The 15,961-nt window shown below is 66.6% G+C and carries 16 protein-coding genes and 1 pseudogene; 9 read left to right on the forward strand and 8 right to left on the reverse strand.

Annotated features, from left to right (window positions below; genetic code table 11):
- Positions 1-84: 84 nt before the first annotated feature.
- The 3 genes and pseudogenes from ACXI0U_RS04775 to ACXI0U_RS04785 all read left to right on the forward strand — a co-directional run.
- Positions 85-360, forward strand: a pseudogene (locus ACXI0U_RS04775) (DUF1294 domain-containing protein); the annotation flags it as partial.
- Between the two features lie 173 nt (positions 361-533).
- Complete coding sequence (locus ACXI0U_RS04780; protein ID WP_184490759.1) at positions 534-1,589, forward strand: HAD family hydrolase; 1,056 nt, start codon at positions 534-536, stop codon at positions 1,587-1,589.
- An 82-nt stretch (positions 1,590-1,671) separates the two neighbouring features.
- On the forward strand, positions 1,672-2,400 hold the full coding sequence (locus ACXI0U_RS04785) for a substrate-binding periplasmic protein (protein WP_037020943.1): 729 nt from the start codon (positions 1,672-1,674) through the stop codon (positions 2,398-2,400).
- Positions 2,401-2,409: 9 nt separating this feature from the next.
- On the opposite strand, the gene ACXI0U_RS04790 is transcribed toward ACXI0U_RS04785, so the two are convergent.
- Both ACXI0U_RS04790 and ACXI0U_RS04795 read right to left on the reverse strand, forming a co-directional pair.
- Positions 2,410-2,703: a hypothetical protein gene (locus tag ACXI0U_RS04790; RefSeq protein WP_265167892.1), complete on the reverse strand. Its 294-nt coding sequence runs from the start codon at positions 2,701-2,703 to the stop codon at positions 2,410-2,412.
- Positions 2,704-2,771: 68 nt separating this feature from the next.
- Positions 2,772-4,544 carry a S8/S53 family peptidase gene (locus ACXI0U_RS04795; RefSeq protein WP_479549839.1) on the reverse strand — a complete coding sequence of 591 codons (1,773 nt, stop codon included), beginning with the start codon at positions 4,542-4,544 and terminating at the stop codon, positions 2,772-2,774.
- A gap of 152 nt (positions 4,545-4,696) precedes the next feature.
- Here ACXI0U_RS04795 and ACXI0U_RS04800 point away from each other — a divergent pair, with 152 nt between their 5' ends.
- Positions 4,697-5,095 (forward strand): hypothetical protein, encoded by a 399-nt coding sequence (locus ACXI0U_RS04800; RefSeq protein ID WP_021216929.1) that lies wholly within the window; start codon positions 4,697-4,699, stop codon positions 5,093-5,095.
- Positions 5,096-5,313: 218 nt separating this feature from the next.
- Here ACXI0U_RS04800 and ACXI0U_RS04805 read toward each other — a convergent pair whose 3' ends face one another.
- The gene (locus ACXI0U_RS04805) at positions 5,314-5,622 is read right to left on the reverse strand and encodes a hypothetical protein (RefSeq protein WP_431483797.1); all 309 of its coding nucleotides are present in this window, start codon (positions 5,620-5,622) and stop codon (positions 5,314-5,316) included.
- Between the two features lie 204 nt (positions 5,623-5,826).
- On the opposite strand from ACXI0U_RS04805, the gene ACXI0U_RS04810 reads away from it, so the two are divergent.
- Positions 5,827-7,116, forward strand: coding sequence for a phospholipase (locus ACXI0U_RS04810; RefSeq protein WP_479550029.1), 1,290 nt, complete (start codon positions 5,827-5,829; stop codon positions 7,114-7,116).
- A gap of 126 nt (positions 7,117-7,242) precedes the next feature.
- Entirely contained in the window at positions 7,243-7,866 is a 624-nt protein-coding gene (locus tag ACXI0U_RS04815; RefSeq protein ID WP_021216926.1) for a hypothetical protein, read from the forward strand.
- Between the two features lie 3 nt (positions 7,867-7,869).
- Here the strand turns inward: ACXI0U_RS04815 and ACXI0U_RS04820 are convergent, their stop codons facing one another.
- Positions 7,870-8,586 carry an rRNA pseudouridine synthase gene (locus ACXI0U_RS04820; protein WP_021216925.1) on the reverse strand — a complete coding sequence of 239 codons (717 nt, stop codon included), beginning with the start codon at positions 8,584-8,586 and terminating at the stop codon, positions 7,870-7,872.
- A gap of 130 nt (positions 8,587-8,716) precedes the next feature.
- Complete coding sequence (locus ACXI0U_RS04825; RefSeq protein WP_479549840.1) at positions 8,717-11,041, reverse strand: LTA synthase family protein; 2,325 nt, start codon at positions 11,039-11,041, stop codon at positions 8,717-8,719.
- A gap of 256 nt (positions 11,042-11,297) precedes the next feature.
- Between ACXI0U_RS04825 and ACXI0U_RS04830 the strand changes: the two genes are divergently transcribed.
- Entirely contained in the window at positions 11,298-12,137 is an 840-nt protein-coding gene (locus tag ACXI0U_RS04830; RefSeq protein WP_021216923.1) for a CvfB family protein, read from the forward strand.
- Positions 12,138-12,327: 190 nt separating this feature from the next.
- Positions 12,328-12,597 carry a DUF3509 domain-containing protein gene (locus ACXI0U_RS04835; protein ID WP_021216922.1) on the forward strand — a complete coding sequence of 90 codons (270 nt, stop codon included), beginning with the start codon at positions 12,328-12,330 and terminating at the stop codon, positions 12,595-12,597.
- 174 nt (positions 12,598-12,771) lie between these two features.
- On the opposite strand, the gene ACXI0U_RS04840 is transcribed toward ACXI0U_RS04835, so the two are convergent.
- From ACXI0U_RS04840 to ACXI0U_RS04850, 3 genes are all read right to left on the reverse strand, one after another.
- The gene (locus tag ACXI0U_RS04840; RefSeq protein ID WP_479549841.1) at positions 12,772-13,086 is read right to left on the reverse strand and encodes a hypothetical protein; all 315 of its coding nucleotides are present in this window, start codon (positions 13,084-13,086) and stop codon (positions 12,772-12,774) included.
- Positions 13,087-13,361: 275 nt separating this feature from the next.
- Entirely contained in the window at positions 13,362-13,820 is a 459-nt protein-coding gene (locus tag ACXI0U_RS04845; protein WP_021216920.1) for a DUF4124 domain-containing protein, read from the reverse strand.
- Positions 13,821-13,906: 86 nt separating this feature from the next.
- Positions 13,907-14,842 (reverse strand): DMT family transporter, encoded by a 936-nt coding sequence (locus ACXI0U_RS04850; RefSeq protein ID WP_021216919.1) that lies wholly within the window; start codon positions 14,840-14,842, stop codon positions 13,907-13,909.
- 123 nt (positions 14,843-14,965) lie between these two features.
- Between ACXI0U_RS04850 and ACXI0U_RS04855 the strand changes: the two genes are divergently transcribed.
- Complete coding sequence (locus ACXI0U_RS04855) at positions 14,966-15,880, forward strand: LysR substrate-binding domain-containing protein (RefSeq protein ID WP_374980198.1); 915 nt, start codon at positions 14,966-14,968, stop codon at positions 15,878-15,880.
- The last annotated feature ends 81 nt before the right edge of the window (positions 15,881-15,961 follow it).

A 15,961-nucleotide genomic window follows, 5' to 3' on the forward strand; every position in this document is an offset into this window, starting at 1 on the left:
GTGGAGTTCACCGACCGCGGTTGCGGAACCCTCGAACCCTCCCGCTCGGGCGGGTTGGTCGACGGCCTGCCCTCCCTGCATTCCCTCCTGGACGCCGCCCCGGCGTTCATCCCCTACGGCCTCAGCCTCTGGCAACTGCTGGCGCTGGTTTACCTGGCGATGAGCCTGGTCTGCTTCATCGCCTACTGGCGTGACAAGCGCTTCGCCGTGGCCGGTGCCCAGCGCACACCGGAGTCGCGGCTGCACCTGTACGAGCTGCTCGGTGGCTGGCCGGGCGGCCTGCTGGCGCAGCGGCTGATCCGCCACAAGAACCGTAAGCTGTCCTACCAGGTGAAGTTCTGGCTGATCGTCGCCCTGCACCTGGGCGTGCTCGGCTGGTGGCTACTGGGACACTGAGGCGCCCACTAGGCCGCCGCTGCGAGGACGGTCAAGGTCGGGATTGGCCCGTGCAAGCTTGCCAGGCTTTGCTAGGGTCGATGAGCTGGAGCAAGGCTGCTCCCCACCCGCTCATCAACCGTAGGGACCCCCACCCGATGAAGCTTACCCAGACGATTCTCGCCGCCGCGCTGTGCATGGGCCTGGCCGGCACCACCCTCGCCACCGAACTCAAGCACTGGCCGGCGCCGGCCGCCAAGCAGCTCGACGCGCTGATCGCGGCCAACGCCAACAAGGGCGCCTACGCGGTGTTCGACATGGACAACACCAGCTACCGCTACGACCTGGAGGAGTCCCTGCTGCCCTTCCTCGAAGCCAAGGGCGTGCTGACCCGCGAGAAGCTCGACCCCTCGCTCAAGCTGATTCCCTTCAAGGACGTGAAGGGCCACAAGGAAAGCCTCAACAGCTACTACTACCGCCTCTGCGAACTCGACGACCTGGTCTGCTACCCCTGGGTGGCCCAGGTGTTCTCCGGCTTCACCCTGCGTGAGCTGAAGGGCTACGTCGACGAGCTGCTGGCCTCCGGCAAGCCGGTGCCGGCCACCTATTACGAAGGCGACGAGGTCAAGACCATCGAGATCAACCCGCCCAAGCTGTTCACCGGCCAGCAGGAGCTGATGAACAAGCTGCGGGAGAACGGCATCGAGGTGTACATCATGACCGCTGCGCTGGAGGAACTGGTGCGCATGGTCGCCGCCGATCCGAAGTACGGCTACAACGTCAAACCGGAGAATGTCATCGGCGTCACCACGCTGCTCAAGGACCGCAAGACCGGCGCCCTGACCACCGCGCGCAAGCAGATCGAGGAAGGCAAGTACGACGAGAAGGCCAACCTCGACCTGGAGATCACCCCCTACCTGTGGACCCCGGCCACCTGGATGGCGGGCAAGCAGGCGGCCATCCTCACCTACATCGATGAATGGAAGAAGCCCATCCTGGTGGGCGGTGACACGCCGGACAGCGATGGCTACATGCTCTTCCACGGCACCGACGTGGAGAAGGGCGGGCTGCGCGTGTGGGTGAACCGCAAGGCCAAGTACATGGACCAGATCACCGCCATGCAGAAGAAGAACGCCGAGGCCCAGGCGAAGCTCGGCCTGCCGGTCACCGCCGACCGCAACTGGGTGGTGGTGACGCCGGAGGAAATCCAGTAGCCGGCCATCCGCCACGCTGCCATCCCCCTGCGCAACCGCCCCGTCAGCGGCTATGCTGCGAGCTGTAACGCAAGGGGGTGGCATGGGCAGAAGGCTGCTATGTGGCGTGTTGTTGCTCGGGCTTCCCTGGCTGGCCTTGGGGGAGGAGTTGCGCTTCGGTTTCGGTACCCAGAAACCGCCCTATGTCTATGAGGGCGAGGAGCGTGGCCTGGAGTTGGAGATCATCACCGCTGCCGCCAAGGCGGCGGGCTTCACCTTGCAGTACCACTACCTGCCGGCGGAGCGCCTGCACCTGCTGCTGGGGCGCGGCGAACTGGATGGCATCGCCACCACCAGCGAGCACAGCGGTGTGCCGGCCTTCTATTCCGAGCCCTATATCCAGTACCACAACTACGCCATCGCCTTGGCCCGAAACGGTTTCCGCCTGGAAAGCATTGCCGATCTGGGCAAGCACTCGGTCAGTGCCTTCCAGCGGGCGCGCTACCTGCTGGGCGACGAGTTCCAAGCCATGGTGGAGGGAAACCCGCGTTACCGCGAGGAAGCTCAGCAGATCACCCGCAATCGCCTGCTCTACTCAGGCCGCATCGAGGTGGTGATCGGCGACAAGCGCATCATCGACTACCTCAACCGCGAGGTGGTCAGCCAGGTGGACATCAGCCAGCCGATCATCTGGTATGACCTGTTCCCGCCCACCCCCTACAAGGTCGGCTTCCTCCACGCCAACCAGCGCGACCGTTTCAACAAGGGGTTGCAGATGATCCGCGACAGCGGCGAATACCGCGCCATCGAGAAGAAGTACGAGCACTACTGAGGCGCCCGCTCACTCCTGCTTCTGCTTGGCATCGCTTTCGTCGCCGGCCTTGTCGACTTCCTGCTTGCGCTGCTCGGTGACGTTGCACTCGTCGTCACCCTCGCGGGCATCGGTCTTGAGCTTGTCCTGCTTGAGCTCTTCGTTGACCTGCTTGGCCTTCTGCGGGTCGCTCTCGGTGGCCTGGTGCACTTCGGCCGCCAGTTGCTCGCGCTTGGCGGTGGCCTCCTCGGCGCTGCACACGGCCAGGGCCGGCAGGGGGGCGAGCAGGGCAAGGGTGGCGCTCAATGCCAGTAAGCGGTTCATGGTGTTCTCCTTCGGGTGAATCGCACTCCTTAGGGTGGAGCGCCCGCGCGGGACAAAAGTTCAGGCTCTCAGCGCACCCGGTCGCGGCTCTGCACGGCCAGGTCCAGGGCCTTTTGCATGTCCAGCCGCGCCGAGCGGCCCACGTCCTTGTCGTTGAGCTGGTAGTTGCGTTCCGACGGCAGGATGGGCGCGGTGAGGTCCTCGGCGTCCATGGGTTCGAAGTCGTAGTCGCCACCGATGGTCATGGCGCTGCGGCGCAGCAGCATGCGTACCTGCTCGGGTTGCAGGCGCGGGTTGATCGAGAGCATGGCGGCGACTATGCCGGTGACCATGGGCGTGGCGTAGGAGGTGCCGCAATGCACCTCGCCGGTCTCGTTCTCGCCCCGGGTGGAAGCGCGGGCGCAGGCGGCGGCGGTGATGTCCACGCGCATGTCGATGTTCGAGGAGTCGCGCTTGACCACATAGGCCGGGTCGTCGATGCCCACGTCGTCGCGCTCGCTGCGCTGGTGCCCGCCCACCACCAGCAACTGGTCGGTAATGAAGGAGGAGGGCAGGCGGTACTCGTCGGTGCCGGAGAAGGAGGCGCCGTTGCCGGCGGAGTTGATCACCAGCACGTCCGGGTGTTCCTTGCGCAGCCAGAGGAAGAACTCTTCCAGCAGTTCCTCGTAGCCGCTCATGGCGATGCCCGAGCGCACCAGGGAGTCCACTTCGTCGCCCTTGACGTTCTTGGCGCCGACGCGGTGGATGCCCCAGCTCCAGTTGAGGACGCGCACACCGTCCTCCACCAGGTTCACCGAGGCGGCGACGTTGGCGGTGATGCCGGCGTCGGAGTTGCGCTCCACTATCACCTCGAAGCCGTTGCTGGCCTTGTCCAGCCCGCGTAGGAAGCCGGTGTTGCCGCCCTGGTCCCAGCGCGCGGCGAGGATGCCGGCGACGGTGGAGCCATGGTTGTCGGGCTTGGCCGCATCACGGGCGTAGAGGCAGGTGCGTGGTTGCTCGCCCTTGCAGCCGCCGAGGTAGTCGGCGAAGTCGGGGGCGTCGAAGTCGACGTTGCGCTCGATCACGCCGATGCGCAGCGGGCGTGTGTCCACCGGCGCCTGGCGTGCGGGGATGCGCCGTTGGTAGTAGTTCACCGCATCCATGAAGCGGTTGGCGGCCCACTCGTCCGAGTCCTTGCCGGGCTTGCTCGGCTCCTCCCGCGCGGCCTCGGCCTCCTCGCCCTTCTCGGGAGCGGATTCCTCCACCACCACCGCGTCGACGCTGGTCTCGCTGCCGATGCGCAGGATCAGCGCGTCGCGCTCGGTGAGGTTCTTCACCGGCAGGCGCAGCTGGTAGATGTTCAGCGGCGGGATGGCGCCCACCACCTTGGCACCGTACTTGCCGGCCAGGCGCTCGGCCTCCTTGCGGCCGTCGTGGCTTTCCTCGATCAGCAGGCTGACCAGGTCGACGTAGGTGGTCAGCCCATCCATATTCTTCGCCACTTCGGCGGGGCCGGCCGCCAGCACATGGCTGCCGTTCAGCGACAGCCACACCGGGTTGCTGGTGCGCTCGCCGTCCTCGAGCCAGAGCGGGCCGCTTTCGTGCTCGCGGTGGTCCAGGCGCAGTTTCAGGCCGCCCTTGTTGCGGGTCACGCTATCGGCGGGCAGTGGCTTGCCGTCCAGCAGCAGCCGGGGCGTGGCCTCGCCCAGGCCGCTGACCCGCAGGCACCAGTCCTGGCGCTTGTGCTCCAGCAGGTCGCCGCAGCGTTGCAGGGCCTCCATGCGCAAAGGTTCTTCGGCACTGGCGAAGGGGCTGGCGAGGGCCAGGAGCAGGGCGGTGACGGGGGCGTGGTGCAGCGGCATGGGCGGGCCTTGGTAGAGGTTGTCCTGCTGTTCCGACCGCCCGCCCCCGGCTTTCGTTCAGGCTGACCGTTCACCCATAAGGTCGAACCATGGCGTCGCGCGAGCAGTCGGAAACCACAGGACGCCCCATCCCCCACACCTGGAGAAATGCCATGAACAGCTACGACTGGGAGCTCATCGAACTGCTGCTGCACAAGGTGCAGGAGTCGGCCAACGTCAACTTCGCGCCCCGTGAATACGCCGCCGAACTGGCCGAGCAGCGCCAGGCTGCGGGGCGCCAGATTGGCGGCACCCTCGACCACCTGAAGATGCTTGCCGCCGACTACGAACGCATTCTGTTGCAGGGCGGCTATATCGAGTCCCGCCCGGAGAGCGAGGGCGGCAATGGTGAGAACTTTGTCCTCACCGAGCGCGGCAGCCGCCTGCTGGAGCTGACCAACAGCAGCCTGCCGGCCAACCTGCAGTTCCGCGAGCAACTGGCCGAGAAGGGCCAGGCGGCGCTGACGCCGGAAGTGTTCGACGAATTGTCGGCGAGGGCGGCGCGGGCTTGATTGCCTAGGCCTAGGCGGTGCTGAGGCGGCGCTGCGCGCCGCTGGGCGACTGAAGTCGCCCCTACAGTCGCCCCTGCAAAAAACGCCGTCGGAGCTTCCCCTGTGTGCGAATTCATTCGCGATGGGTGTGGCTCGGGCATTTCCGGTCGGGGAAACGCCGAACCGTTGGGCCTCGCTGCGCTCGGCGCCAACCTACGCGCCAACCTGCAGCGACTACATCAATAGATCGGCGGGGTTTCCGGCAGCACTTCCGGGTCGGGGATGAAGGGCATGGCCCAGGGGTCGAGGTTGCGGCCCTGGTGGGCGAGGTCCATCCGCGCCTGCTCCAGCACCCCGGCCAGACGCACCGGGTTGGCGTACTGGGTGCTGCGGATGTGGCCGATATCCAGGACCTTCTCCCCGTGCAGGTCGGTCACGGTGAGGCTGAAGCTGTCGTCTTCCTCATGGGCCAGGGCCTTGCAACCGTAAGGGAGGAAGGCTTCGGTGGCCAGGCGCATGGCAGTGTCCAGGCTGATTGGCGTGGTCATGGCAGTCTCCGGCTGCAGTGCATGAGTTAGGTGGACAGCAGGACGGGGGGAGGCGGTTCCACCGGGGTGACGAACTGCAGGCGGCCGATTTGGTGAGTCGCCTGTCCCGCCTGGACAGTGCCCAGCGCGCCCCGGGATTGTTACCCTTCGATGACAAGCGCCGCGCAAGACGGCGCTCCTGGTTTCGGAGCTTCGATGAAACGCCTGCTGCTCGCCCTGTCCTGCCTGTTCGCCTGCGCGCCCGCCACCTTGCTGGCCTGGTCCAATCACTCCCTGGGTACCTGGCTGGCCCTGTCCGATCTCCAGGAGCTGCGCCAGGCCGAGCCGGTGCAGGTGGAGTCGCTGGAGGCCTTCCTCGCCGCCGAGGGTGTGGCGCTGGAGCAGCTGCTGGACGAGCAGGAGGCCTATGCGCGGGATAACTTCCCCGGCTACCCGGCCCGCCCCGATGACCTACGCTGGCTGCCCGACTCGGGCGGTGATCGCCGTCGCGCCTTCCTCATGGCACTGCGGGTCAACCCGGAGATCCGCCTGGCCAGTTTCGTCCAGGCGCTGCCGGGGCTGCAGCTGCCGGACCATCGCTTCCTGCCCGCCGAGCAGGTGCTGGTGTTCCGCAAGCTCAACCTGTGGAATGAGTGGCGCTTTATCGCTATTGAACCCGGTGAGCGCATCAGCCCGCTGGCGGTGCTGGCCAGCGCGGCGGATGAGCCGGACTACGGCCACGACATCAACCTGTTCAGCGACAACCCGGGCGAGATGGGCGCGCGCTATGGCTTCGGCACCCAGCCGTTCGGCGATTCGCGCTTCGAGTACTCCTCCCAGGCGCCGTTCCACATCGGCTATTACCACGAGTCAGAGCTGATCTTCCGCGCCGCGCCCTTCCTCACCCGCACCTACCCGGAAATGCGCGTGCAGCAGTACCTGGGCCTGGCACGCTTCGCCTTCGAGAGCGGCCACGACTACTGGGGCTACCGCTTCCTCGGCTGGGCGTTGCATTACGTCCAGGACCTGACCCAGCCCTACCACTCCAAGGCACTGCCGGGCGAAAGCACCGCCACTCTGATGTGGACGGCGATCAAGGCCGCCGCCGGCGACACCGCCGACAAGGAGGCGGCCATCGAGCGCGTCGCCACCCGCCACACCGAGGTGGAGAAGTACCAGGCCGATTGGTTGCGCCGCCTGCTGCGCGAAGGCAGCAACGACAGCCCGCTGCTGGCCGCCTACCTCGACCGCTCGGTGGACGCCGACTACCCGCCTTTCGACCTGGGCTACCTGCGGGATGTGGTGTCCCTGGAGGCCTATGACGCCGCCGACGGCTTCGACGATCGCATCGGCGCCTGGCTGGCCAAGGGGCAGCCCGGTGCCGACTTCAGCCAGGGCAACCAGTTGAAGCCGCCAGCCACCGATCCCGAGCTGGATGCGGTGCTGGTGCAGCTGATCCGCCACTTCGCCGGCCACAGCCGCAACCTGGTGCGCACCACCCTGCAGAACCCCTGAGAGGGGCGCGGCGCACCGGGCCTGGCGGCTCGTCGGGTTGCCCCCGACCTAGGCTGCCATTGGCGAGTGGGCGAACCCCGTGCCAAGCCCAGCGGTCACAACTCCAGGTGACCGATGGAGGCCGGCATGCGCATCAAGCTGATCGAGGGGTTGCAGTGGAGCACCGAACCCGGTGGCTCCGGCGGCCTGTGCAACAAACGCGGGGAGAAGGTGCACCTGCGCCAGGGCGATATGGACGGCGCCTGCGGCCCCTACTGTCTGGTGATGGCGATGCTGGCGCGCAACCAGCTCAGCCGGCGCCAGGCCAAGGGGCTGGAACGGGTGGACTCGCGCACCCGCTACGGGCGCCTGATGGAGGCGCTGAATCGCCACGAGACCCTGGTGCGGGTCGGCACCACCGGGCATGACCTGCTGGCCCTGCTGCGTGAGGTGAACGACAAGGAGCACCGGGTGGTGACAGGCAGCGGGGTGGAGATGGTGCGCCAGGCCCGCGCCCACCTGGAGGACGACTTCCCGGTGTTGCTGGGCTTCCACGGCCACAAGGGCAGCGACATCCGCCACTGGGGCCTGGCCATCGGCATGAGCGACGATGCGTTCTTCCTGCTCGACCCGGCCCATGAGCTGCAGCCCGGCCTGGCCTGGAACGCCATCCTCACCAGCGAGGCCCATGGCTCGCGCTTCGGCTATCGCTACATCAATGCCAAGGGCACCTGGGCGGTGACCCTGAAGGAAATGCTCGCCCTGCTCTGAGCCCTAGAACTTCTCGTTGGCGTTGAGGTAGCGCCACTGGCCCGGCTGCAGCTTGGCCATGGCCACGCCGCCGATGCGGATGCGCTTCATCGCCACCACTGTGAGCCCCACCGCTTCGCACATGTGGCGGATCTGCCCCGGCTGGGAGCCCTTGAGGGCAAAGCGCAGGCGGGTTTCGTTCTGCCAGCTGACCTTCATCGGTGGCAGGGCCTGGCCTTTGTAGCTGAGGCCGTGGCACAGGCGCTTGAGGCCGTGCTCGATGATCTGCCCGGAAACTTCGACGATGAACTCTTCCTCCACCTTGTTGGCGTGATCCAGGCGACGGGTCACGCCCCAGTTCTGGGTGAAGACCATCAGGCCGCTGGCGTCGGTCTCCAGCGGGGTGAGCAGGTTCTGCCGGATGAAGTGCTTCTTCAGCGGGCGCATGCCGGGCTGGTCGGGGGTGAGGTTGTCCGCCACCAGCAGTTGCAGCACCGAGTTGGCGCCCATGCCGATGCCATAGCCCGCGGGCTTGTTGAGCAGCAGGGTGACCGGCTCCACCGTGGCCGCCACGGCATTGGGCAGCAGCACGACCTGTTCGTCGAGCACCTTGAATTGCGGTTCCTCGACCACCTTGCCGTTCACCGTCACCCAGCCGTTCTCGATATACAGCTCGGCATCGCGACGGGAGCAGGGCACGAGTTCGGCAAGGCGTTTGGACAGGCGCACGGGTTCGGACATGACGGGGTACCGGAAGAGGGGCGGCCATTGTAACCGCGGAAGCGCTGCGGCGGCGCGCCGATGCGGGCGGGGCGGCCGAATGGCATCGGGCCGGAAGAGTCCGGCCCGATGGGGTGCTGCGGGGAGGCGATCAGTGCACGCGTATTTCCACTTCCTGGGGCACGTCGAGCGTTTCCAGGTCGCCCTCGATGGCGCTCTCGGCGCTTTCCGGCTGGTTGGCGAACAGCCCCAGCAGGCGCGACATCGGGTGATGGGGCTTGGCGCCTTCGGCGAGCTGGGCACCGCCTTCCACGGCTTCCACCGGCTCGGGCAGCATTTCGGTGACCACCTTGAAGTCGGTGATCTGGATGGTGCCGCGCCCGGCCGCCAGCAGGTGGAAGGAGAACGCCTTGCGCGCCTGCGGGTTGTCGAAGGCGAAGGTGATGGACACCGGCTTGCCCTTTTTCAGCACGGGCAGCTCGGGGATGGGCAGGGCCACGTCACGCTCGAACTCCTTGGTCTTCAGTTGCAGCTGCGCGCCCTGGCGGTCCATCTGCAGCACGTTGATGCCCAGGCGTACCGTGGTCCGGCTGTTCTTCGGCAGTTCCATGTACTGGGCGCCGATCAGGTTGTCGGCCCAGTCGTCGCGGGCCTTGTCCTTCAGGCGGATGCGCTCGCGGGTGGCGAACTGGTATTCCTGGCCGAGGGCACCGCCCAGCAGTGATTGGTCGAGCAGGGCCGCGCGCTGGCTGACCAGGCGCGCCTGCTTGCCGCTGAAGCGACCGAGGAAGCGCGCTTCGTCGGCGATGAAGCCCTCGCTTTGATAACGGCGGCAGACCTGCTGGAAGTCGCACTCGGTGAAGGTGCCGCGGCCGTCGTGCTGGCGCAGCATGCCGTTGGTGTAGGAGATCATTTCGCGGCCGCGTTCGTAGTCGCGGAACAGCGAGCGGCCGGCCAGGTTCTGCGGCACCTTGTAGCCGAAGTAGTCGAGGATCGAGGTGGTCAGGTCGACGTGGCCGTACACGCCGCTCTTGATCGGCGGCAGCGAGGCCTGTTCCGGCGCCAGCACCAGGTTGAAGCCCCAGGCGGAGGCGAGGCGGACCTTGTCGATGCCGTGGGACTCGTCCGAGGTGATGATCACCAGGGTGTCCTTGAGCACGCCCTGTTTCTCCAGGCCGGTGAGGAAGGCGTCGACGGCGTCGTCGAGGTAGGCGATGGCGGCCTTCTTGGCGTCGGGGTAGCGCGCCAGGTACTCATCGGGTGCCGAATAGGGCTGGTGGGTGCCGACGGTGAGCAGGGTCAGCATCCAGGGTTTCTTCTGCTGGCGGATCTGCTTCACGTAGCCCAGCGCGCCTTCGAAGAAGGCCTTGTCGTCCATGCCCCAGGGGAATTCCAGGTAGGCCTTGTTGCGGAACCAGTCGCGGCCGAGGGTCTTGTCGAAGCCCGTGGCCGGCATGATCTTGTCCTTGGCCATGAAGCGCAGCCCGGCACCCTGCAGGAAGTGGGTGGCGAAGCCGTGGCGGTGCAACTGGGCGGGCAGGCAGTCCTTGGCCCGCGAGGGGTTGTTCAGCAGCTCCAGGCCCTTGGGCGTGCCGGAGTCCAGCTTGCTGTAGTCGCCGCAGAGCATCGAGTAGAGGCCGCGGATGGTCTGGTGGCTGTGCAGCACGTAGTCCGGCGTGGTCATGGCGCGCTCGGCCCATTGGCTGAGGCGCGGCATCAGCGATTCCTGGTAGCGGCTGTTGATCGCCGCGCGGTTGGCGGCGATGTAGGCACCGGGGATGCCTTCCAGGGTGATCACCAGCACGTTGCGTGCGCGGCCGGCCTCGGCCAGCAGCGGGGCGCCGTCGAGGTCGAGGCGGGCGAGGCCGGCGATATCCGGCGGCGCGTCGGGCTGGTCACCATCGAGCCAGTCTTCCACCGCCAGTTGGCCGCTGTTGAGGGCACCGGCCAGCAGCTTGTGGGGCAGGTTGAACTGCTGCCACTGCTCGGCTTCGCTCGGCCGCAGGTACTGGATGGCGGCATGGCTGGCCAGCAGGGCCACGGGCACGGCCAGCCAGGCGCGCGAGGGGCGCTGTTGCGGGCGGCGCCAGAGCAGGGCGCAGGCCAGCAGCGCGACGGCGAGGGCGATCGCCAGCCAGGGGTAGGTGAGGCCGCCGCCCTGGGTCGAATGGCCGACGAATTGCGGGTCCATCAGGTATTTGAGGTCGCTGGGCTCGGGCATGCGGCCCACGGCGCCGACCAGTTCGGCGGTGCCGAGGGTGATCAGGCTGGAGGCGACCATCACCGGCAGCGCCAGCCACAGCGGGCGCCGGTAGAGCAGGGCGATCAGCAGCGAGCCGATGGCAAGGTCCGACAGGTAGCCGAAGCCGTCGCTCCAGCCCAGCCACCAGCGGGCGGCGAGCGGAATGATCAGGAATAGAACGCCAAGGGGCAAAAGGTGCAGCGGTGAAGACAGCCAGCGGCTGGAAGGGCGCACAGGAACTCCTGAGATCAGACAGCGAGAATCCATGGGGGTGATGGACAGAAAAAGAGGCGATGGTGGTTCGCCGACATGATTCTGAAACATCGTTGTGCTTACGGCCAGTAGACAATCGGCCGCGCATCGAATTCTGTGTGCCGAGTCGTTTCTGCAACCTGGCGACGAGTGGTGGGGAAAGGCCGGTGGGCGGCGTGCATGGCCCGGTGGCGCGCCCGCCTGTAGAATGCCGGCCTTGTTCATTGAGGTAAGCAAGATGGCTCTGATCGGGCGATTCAATTCCCTGCCGGTGGTGAAGCACACCGAATTCGGCCTGTATCTGGACGGCGACCAGGACGGCGAAATCCTCCTGCCCAAGCGCTATATCCCGAAAGATCAGCCCACCGAGATCGGTGACTGGCTCAACGTCTTCGTCTACCTGGACAGCGAGGACCGCCTGATCGCGACCACGCAGAAGCCCAAGGTGCAGGTGGGCGGCTTCGCCAGCCTCAAGGTGGTGGAGATCAACCGCATCGGCCTGTTCCTCGATTGGGGCCTGCCCAAGGACCTGCTGCTGCCGCACTCGGAAGAGAAGCGCCCGCTACAGGTCGGCGACTATTGCGTGGTGCACGTCTACCTCGATCGCCGTACCCGTCGCATCACCGCCACCGCGCGGCTGGACCGCTACCTCGACACCACCCCGGCGCGCTACAGCGTTGGCCAGGAAGTCGACCTGCTGGTGGCCGATGAGACCGACATGGGCTTCAAGGCCATCATCAATGACCGCCATTGGGGCCTGATCCACCGCAACGAGATCTTCAAGTTCCTGCGCAGCGGCATGCGCGAGAAGGGCTTCATCCGCGAAGTGCGCGCCGACGGCAAGATCGCCCTCAGCCTGCAACCGGTGGGCGAGCAACTGGCCACGGGCCTCAACGAACAGATCATCGCCAAGCTGCGCGAAGAAGGCGGCTCCCTGGCGGTGAGCGACAAGAGCCCGCCTGAGGTGATCTCGCGACTGTTCGGCGTGAGCAAGGGCAACTTCAAGAAGGCCATCGGCGGCCTGTACAAGCAGGGCCTGATCCGCATCCACGACGACCGCATCGAACTGGTCGGCTGAACCCCGCCCACCCTTCGCGGCATTGCATTTCGCCCGGTCGATTTCTGCTCGATCGGGCGATATGCACGAAACCGCTGCGCTTCAATTCGCTCAACCCATTGATTTATCTGGGATTGCCGTTGTCAGAGAGCTGGCACGATGACTGCAATGAACCCCCTCAGGATAAAAAAGCTCACTGGGAGTGAACGATATGGGTCTCGACATCAAGAAGTTGGCCAAGGCCTTTCCGGACTACGAGTTCAGTGCGCAGCTGCGCCCCGATGGCGGCTACGTGGTTGCGCTGGAAAAGGACGGCACGCGTTTTCAGCGGGTCGTTCCGGCACTGAAGGTGCCCGAGCAACTGGAGTGGACCATCAGCACCATCAAGCGCGACATGGCCCTGGAACTGGGTGAGGTGCCGCCGGTGGAGTCGCTCAAGAGCCTGCGCAAGACGCCCCTGCCGCGTTACTTCAACGCCTGATCACCAGCGGCGCGAAAACGGCCATCAACTTCTGTTGATGGCCGTTTTTTTGTGCCTGCGTTTTCTCCAAGAGGGAAGGGCGGCGTTGGGGTGTAGGGGCGACTTCAGTCGCCCACGGCGCGCAGCGCCGCTGTCCCACAGAGGAGCTCACGCGCCAATGGCCTTCCCGTTCGATCAGGTCTCGACGCCCTGCACGGGCGGCATCATCTGTTCGTCTTCCCCGGGTTCGCGCTTGTCGGCCTGCTGCGGCGGTTGGTCCTGCTGACCCTGTTCCTGCTTTGGCTTGCCGAGCCAGTCCTGGGTGGACTTCTGGGCCTCGTCCACCTGCTTGTTGACCTGATCCACCGCTTCGCGGGCAACGTTTTCGGCGGCTTGCTGGGCCTTGTCGGCGAGCTTGTTGGCCGACTCTTCGGCCAGGTCGCAGCCGCCCAGGGCCAGCAGCAGGGCGCCGCCCAGGGCGAAGGAGGTGAGGCGGGAAGCGGATCTCATCTGGGTACTACTCCGTGGTGGCCGGGCCCGGTGAACGTGGCCCATGGACGCGCGGCATGATCGAACAGGACGGCTCGCGTTGGAACGCCCCGCTGCGGGGAAACTGTGTGCGGAGATGACAGGCGGGGAGGGTGGAACAAGCCTCGGGCCCCCAGCGGCGACTGTATTGGGCCCGAGGCTTTGAGGCCGTCGGTCAGCCGGCCTCGTACTCACTGACCGGCGGGCGACGGGGAAGGTTCCCAACGAGCGCCAATCAGCCGCTCTGTGGCGGTCGCTCAGCGCGGGTTGTTCTTGTTCTGCTCCTGCAACTGACGGATCTGCTGTTCCATCTGTTGCATGCGCTTGCGGTCGTAGTCGCGGTCATAGCTTTCGCGCTTTTCCCGCTCGGCTCTTTCGCGCATCTCGCTGACCCGCGCATCGCGGCTGCTGCTGGCGCTGTCTTCGATCACGGTGACGCGTGAGCCCCGGCCCGAGGAGTGGCTGCCTTCGTCGCGCTCTTCGTTGCGCGGGCGCGGTTGTTCGGCGCTGCCCTGGATATCGACCTGGGGCAGGTTGACCGGGGGCGGCGCCACGCCGGAGGGCGCAGCGGGTTCGATGATGCGGGTGGACTGGCCTTCGCTGGCCGGGCAGGGAACGGCGGAGTAGCTGGTGGTGCCGTCGTTGCCGACGCATTTGAAGACCTGGGCCTGTGCCAGGACCGGCAGCAGGCAGAGGCCGAACAGGGCGGATCTCAAAGTGCTTCCCTCACTTCGTTCGAAACGGCCGACAGGCTAGCAGCCGGCCGATGCGCACGAAAGAGGTGGCAACTCGCCGCAAGGGCTCAGGCGCCGGCGTTCGCCGCCCGGCGCCGGGCCAGGCGCTCGCGCAGCAGCTCGGCGCCGCTGACCAGCAGCAGCCCGGCCAGCACCAGCGCAGCGCCGAAGACGAAGCTGGAGGTCAGCGGCTCGTTGAGCACCAGCACGCCGAAGCCGACGCCGAAGAGCGGGGTCATGAACGACAGCATCGACAGGCGCGAGGCCAGGTAGCGACGCAGCAGCCAGAACCAGGCGACGTAACTGAACAGCGCTACCACCAGCACCTGGAAACCGAGGCTGAGCAGGGCCCTGTCGCTCAGGTGCAGCTGCGTCTTGCCGGTGGCGAAGGCCACGCTGAGCAGCAGCACCACGGCGCCGGCGAGCTGATAGAAGAGGGTTTTCACCGGTGCCGCCTCGGACAGCGAGGAGCCACGGATCAGCACGGTGGTGGCCCCCCAGGCAATGGCGGCGATCACGCCCATGGCATCGCCCAGCAGGGTGGCGCCGCTGTCGTTTCCGGGGTTGCCGAGAAAGGCCAGGGCGATGCCGCCGAAGGCCACCATTACGCCGAGCCATTGCACCGGCGAGAGACGTTCCTCCGGCAGGATCAGGTGCAGGCCGAGGGCGGCGAAGATCGGGGCGGTGTAGAGGAACACGCCGATGTGCGAGGCGGTGCTGCGCACCAGGCCTTCGGAGATGAAGAGGAATTCCAGGGCGAACAGCAGGCCCACGCCCAGGCCCGGCAGCAGGGTGCCGTCACTGAAGGCGCCACGGCCTTCGCGCCACAGGGTGATGAGGCCGAGCACCAGGGCGGCGACGCCGGAGCGGATGGCCAGTTGCATGATCGAGGAGACGTCGTCGTCCACCAGCTTGATCGACACCTGCTGGAAGCCCCAGATCAGGCACAGCACCAGCATCAGGCTGCAGGCGAACAGATCCAGGGGCAGGCGGCGGGCTTTCATCGATGGTCTCGCAAGGCAGGGGCCGCGAAGCAGGCGGCCAAGGCGGGCAGAATCGCTTCACGCCGCCTTGCATTCAAACGATGTTTTGTCATCATGCTTTGACTTCAACTCAAAGCAGAATCCATGCGTACGCCATCGCTCATCGCCTTGCGCGCCTTCGAGGTCGCTGCCCGTTGCCGTAATTTCACCGAGGCGGCCAGCGAGCTTTCGGTCACCCCCGGCGCCGTCAGCCGGCAGATCCGCCTGCTCGAGGAAGAGCTCGGCGTCAGCCTGTTCGACCGCACCCGCAACACGGTGACCCTCAACGACAATGGCCGGCGCCTGGCGGCCACCGTGTCTGAAGCCTTTGCACTGCTGGCGCACGGCGCCGATGCGTTGCGTGGGCAGCGCGAGGGACCGGTGCACATCACCTGCGCGCCCTCCATCGCCACCCATTGGCTGATGAAGCGCCTGAACCAGTTTTCCACCGTGCACCCGGACGTGACCCTCAGCCTGGAGTCCACCGAGGAACTCATCGACCTGGAGCGGGGCGAGGCCAGCCTGGCCATCCGCTTCGTAACCGCCGGCACTCGCTTGCCGTCGAGCGAGCTGCTGTTTCGCGAGGCGTTCTTCCCGGTGTGCAGCCCGACCTATCTGCAACAGCACCCGCTGCGCGAACCTGCCGACCTGGTGGGGGCGCGGCTCATCCACGCCACCTGGAAGAGCGCGTCGAAGCTGAGCATCCCCAGCTGGGGGGATTGGTTCGACCAGCATGTCGGCCCCGGCGTGGACGCGTCGGCGGGCATGCGTTTCGGCCTGATCGGCCATGCGATCCAGGGGGCGGTCGCCGGCCAGGGGTTCGCCCTGGGCTCCACGGCCCTGGCGGGGGATGACATCGCCCAGGGACGCCTGGTGCTGCCCTTCGGCAAGGCGTGCCGCATCACCACGCCCTGGGAATACCGCCTGGCCTGGAGCCGCAAGGCCACGCCCGGTGAGCGGCTGCGGCGGCTGATCGATTGGCTTGTGGCAGAGGCACGCAGCAGCGCCGCCGATATCTGACCCAGGCGGGTCGCGGCAGGCAGGAAAGGCGAGAGAGGCGAGGGAGGAACTGCGGGGGTGGAGCTGCGCCCGGCGAATGAG

The organism is Pseudomonas sp. C9D1, from assembly GCF_056491235.1.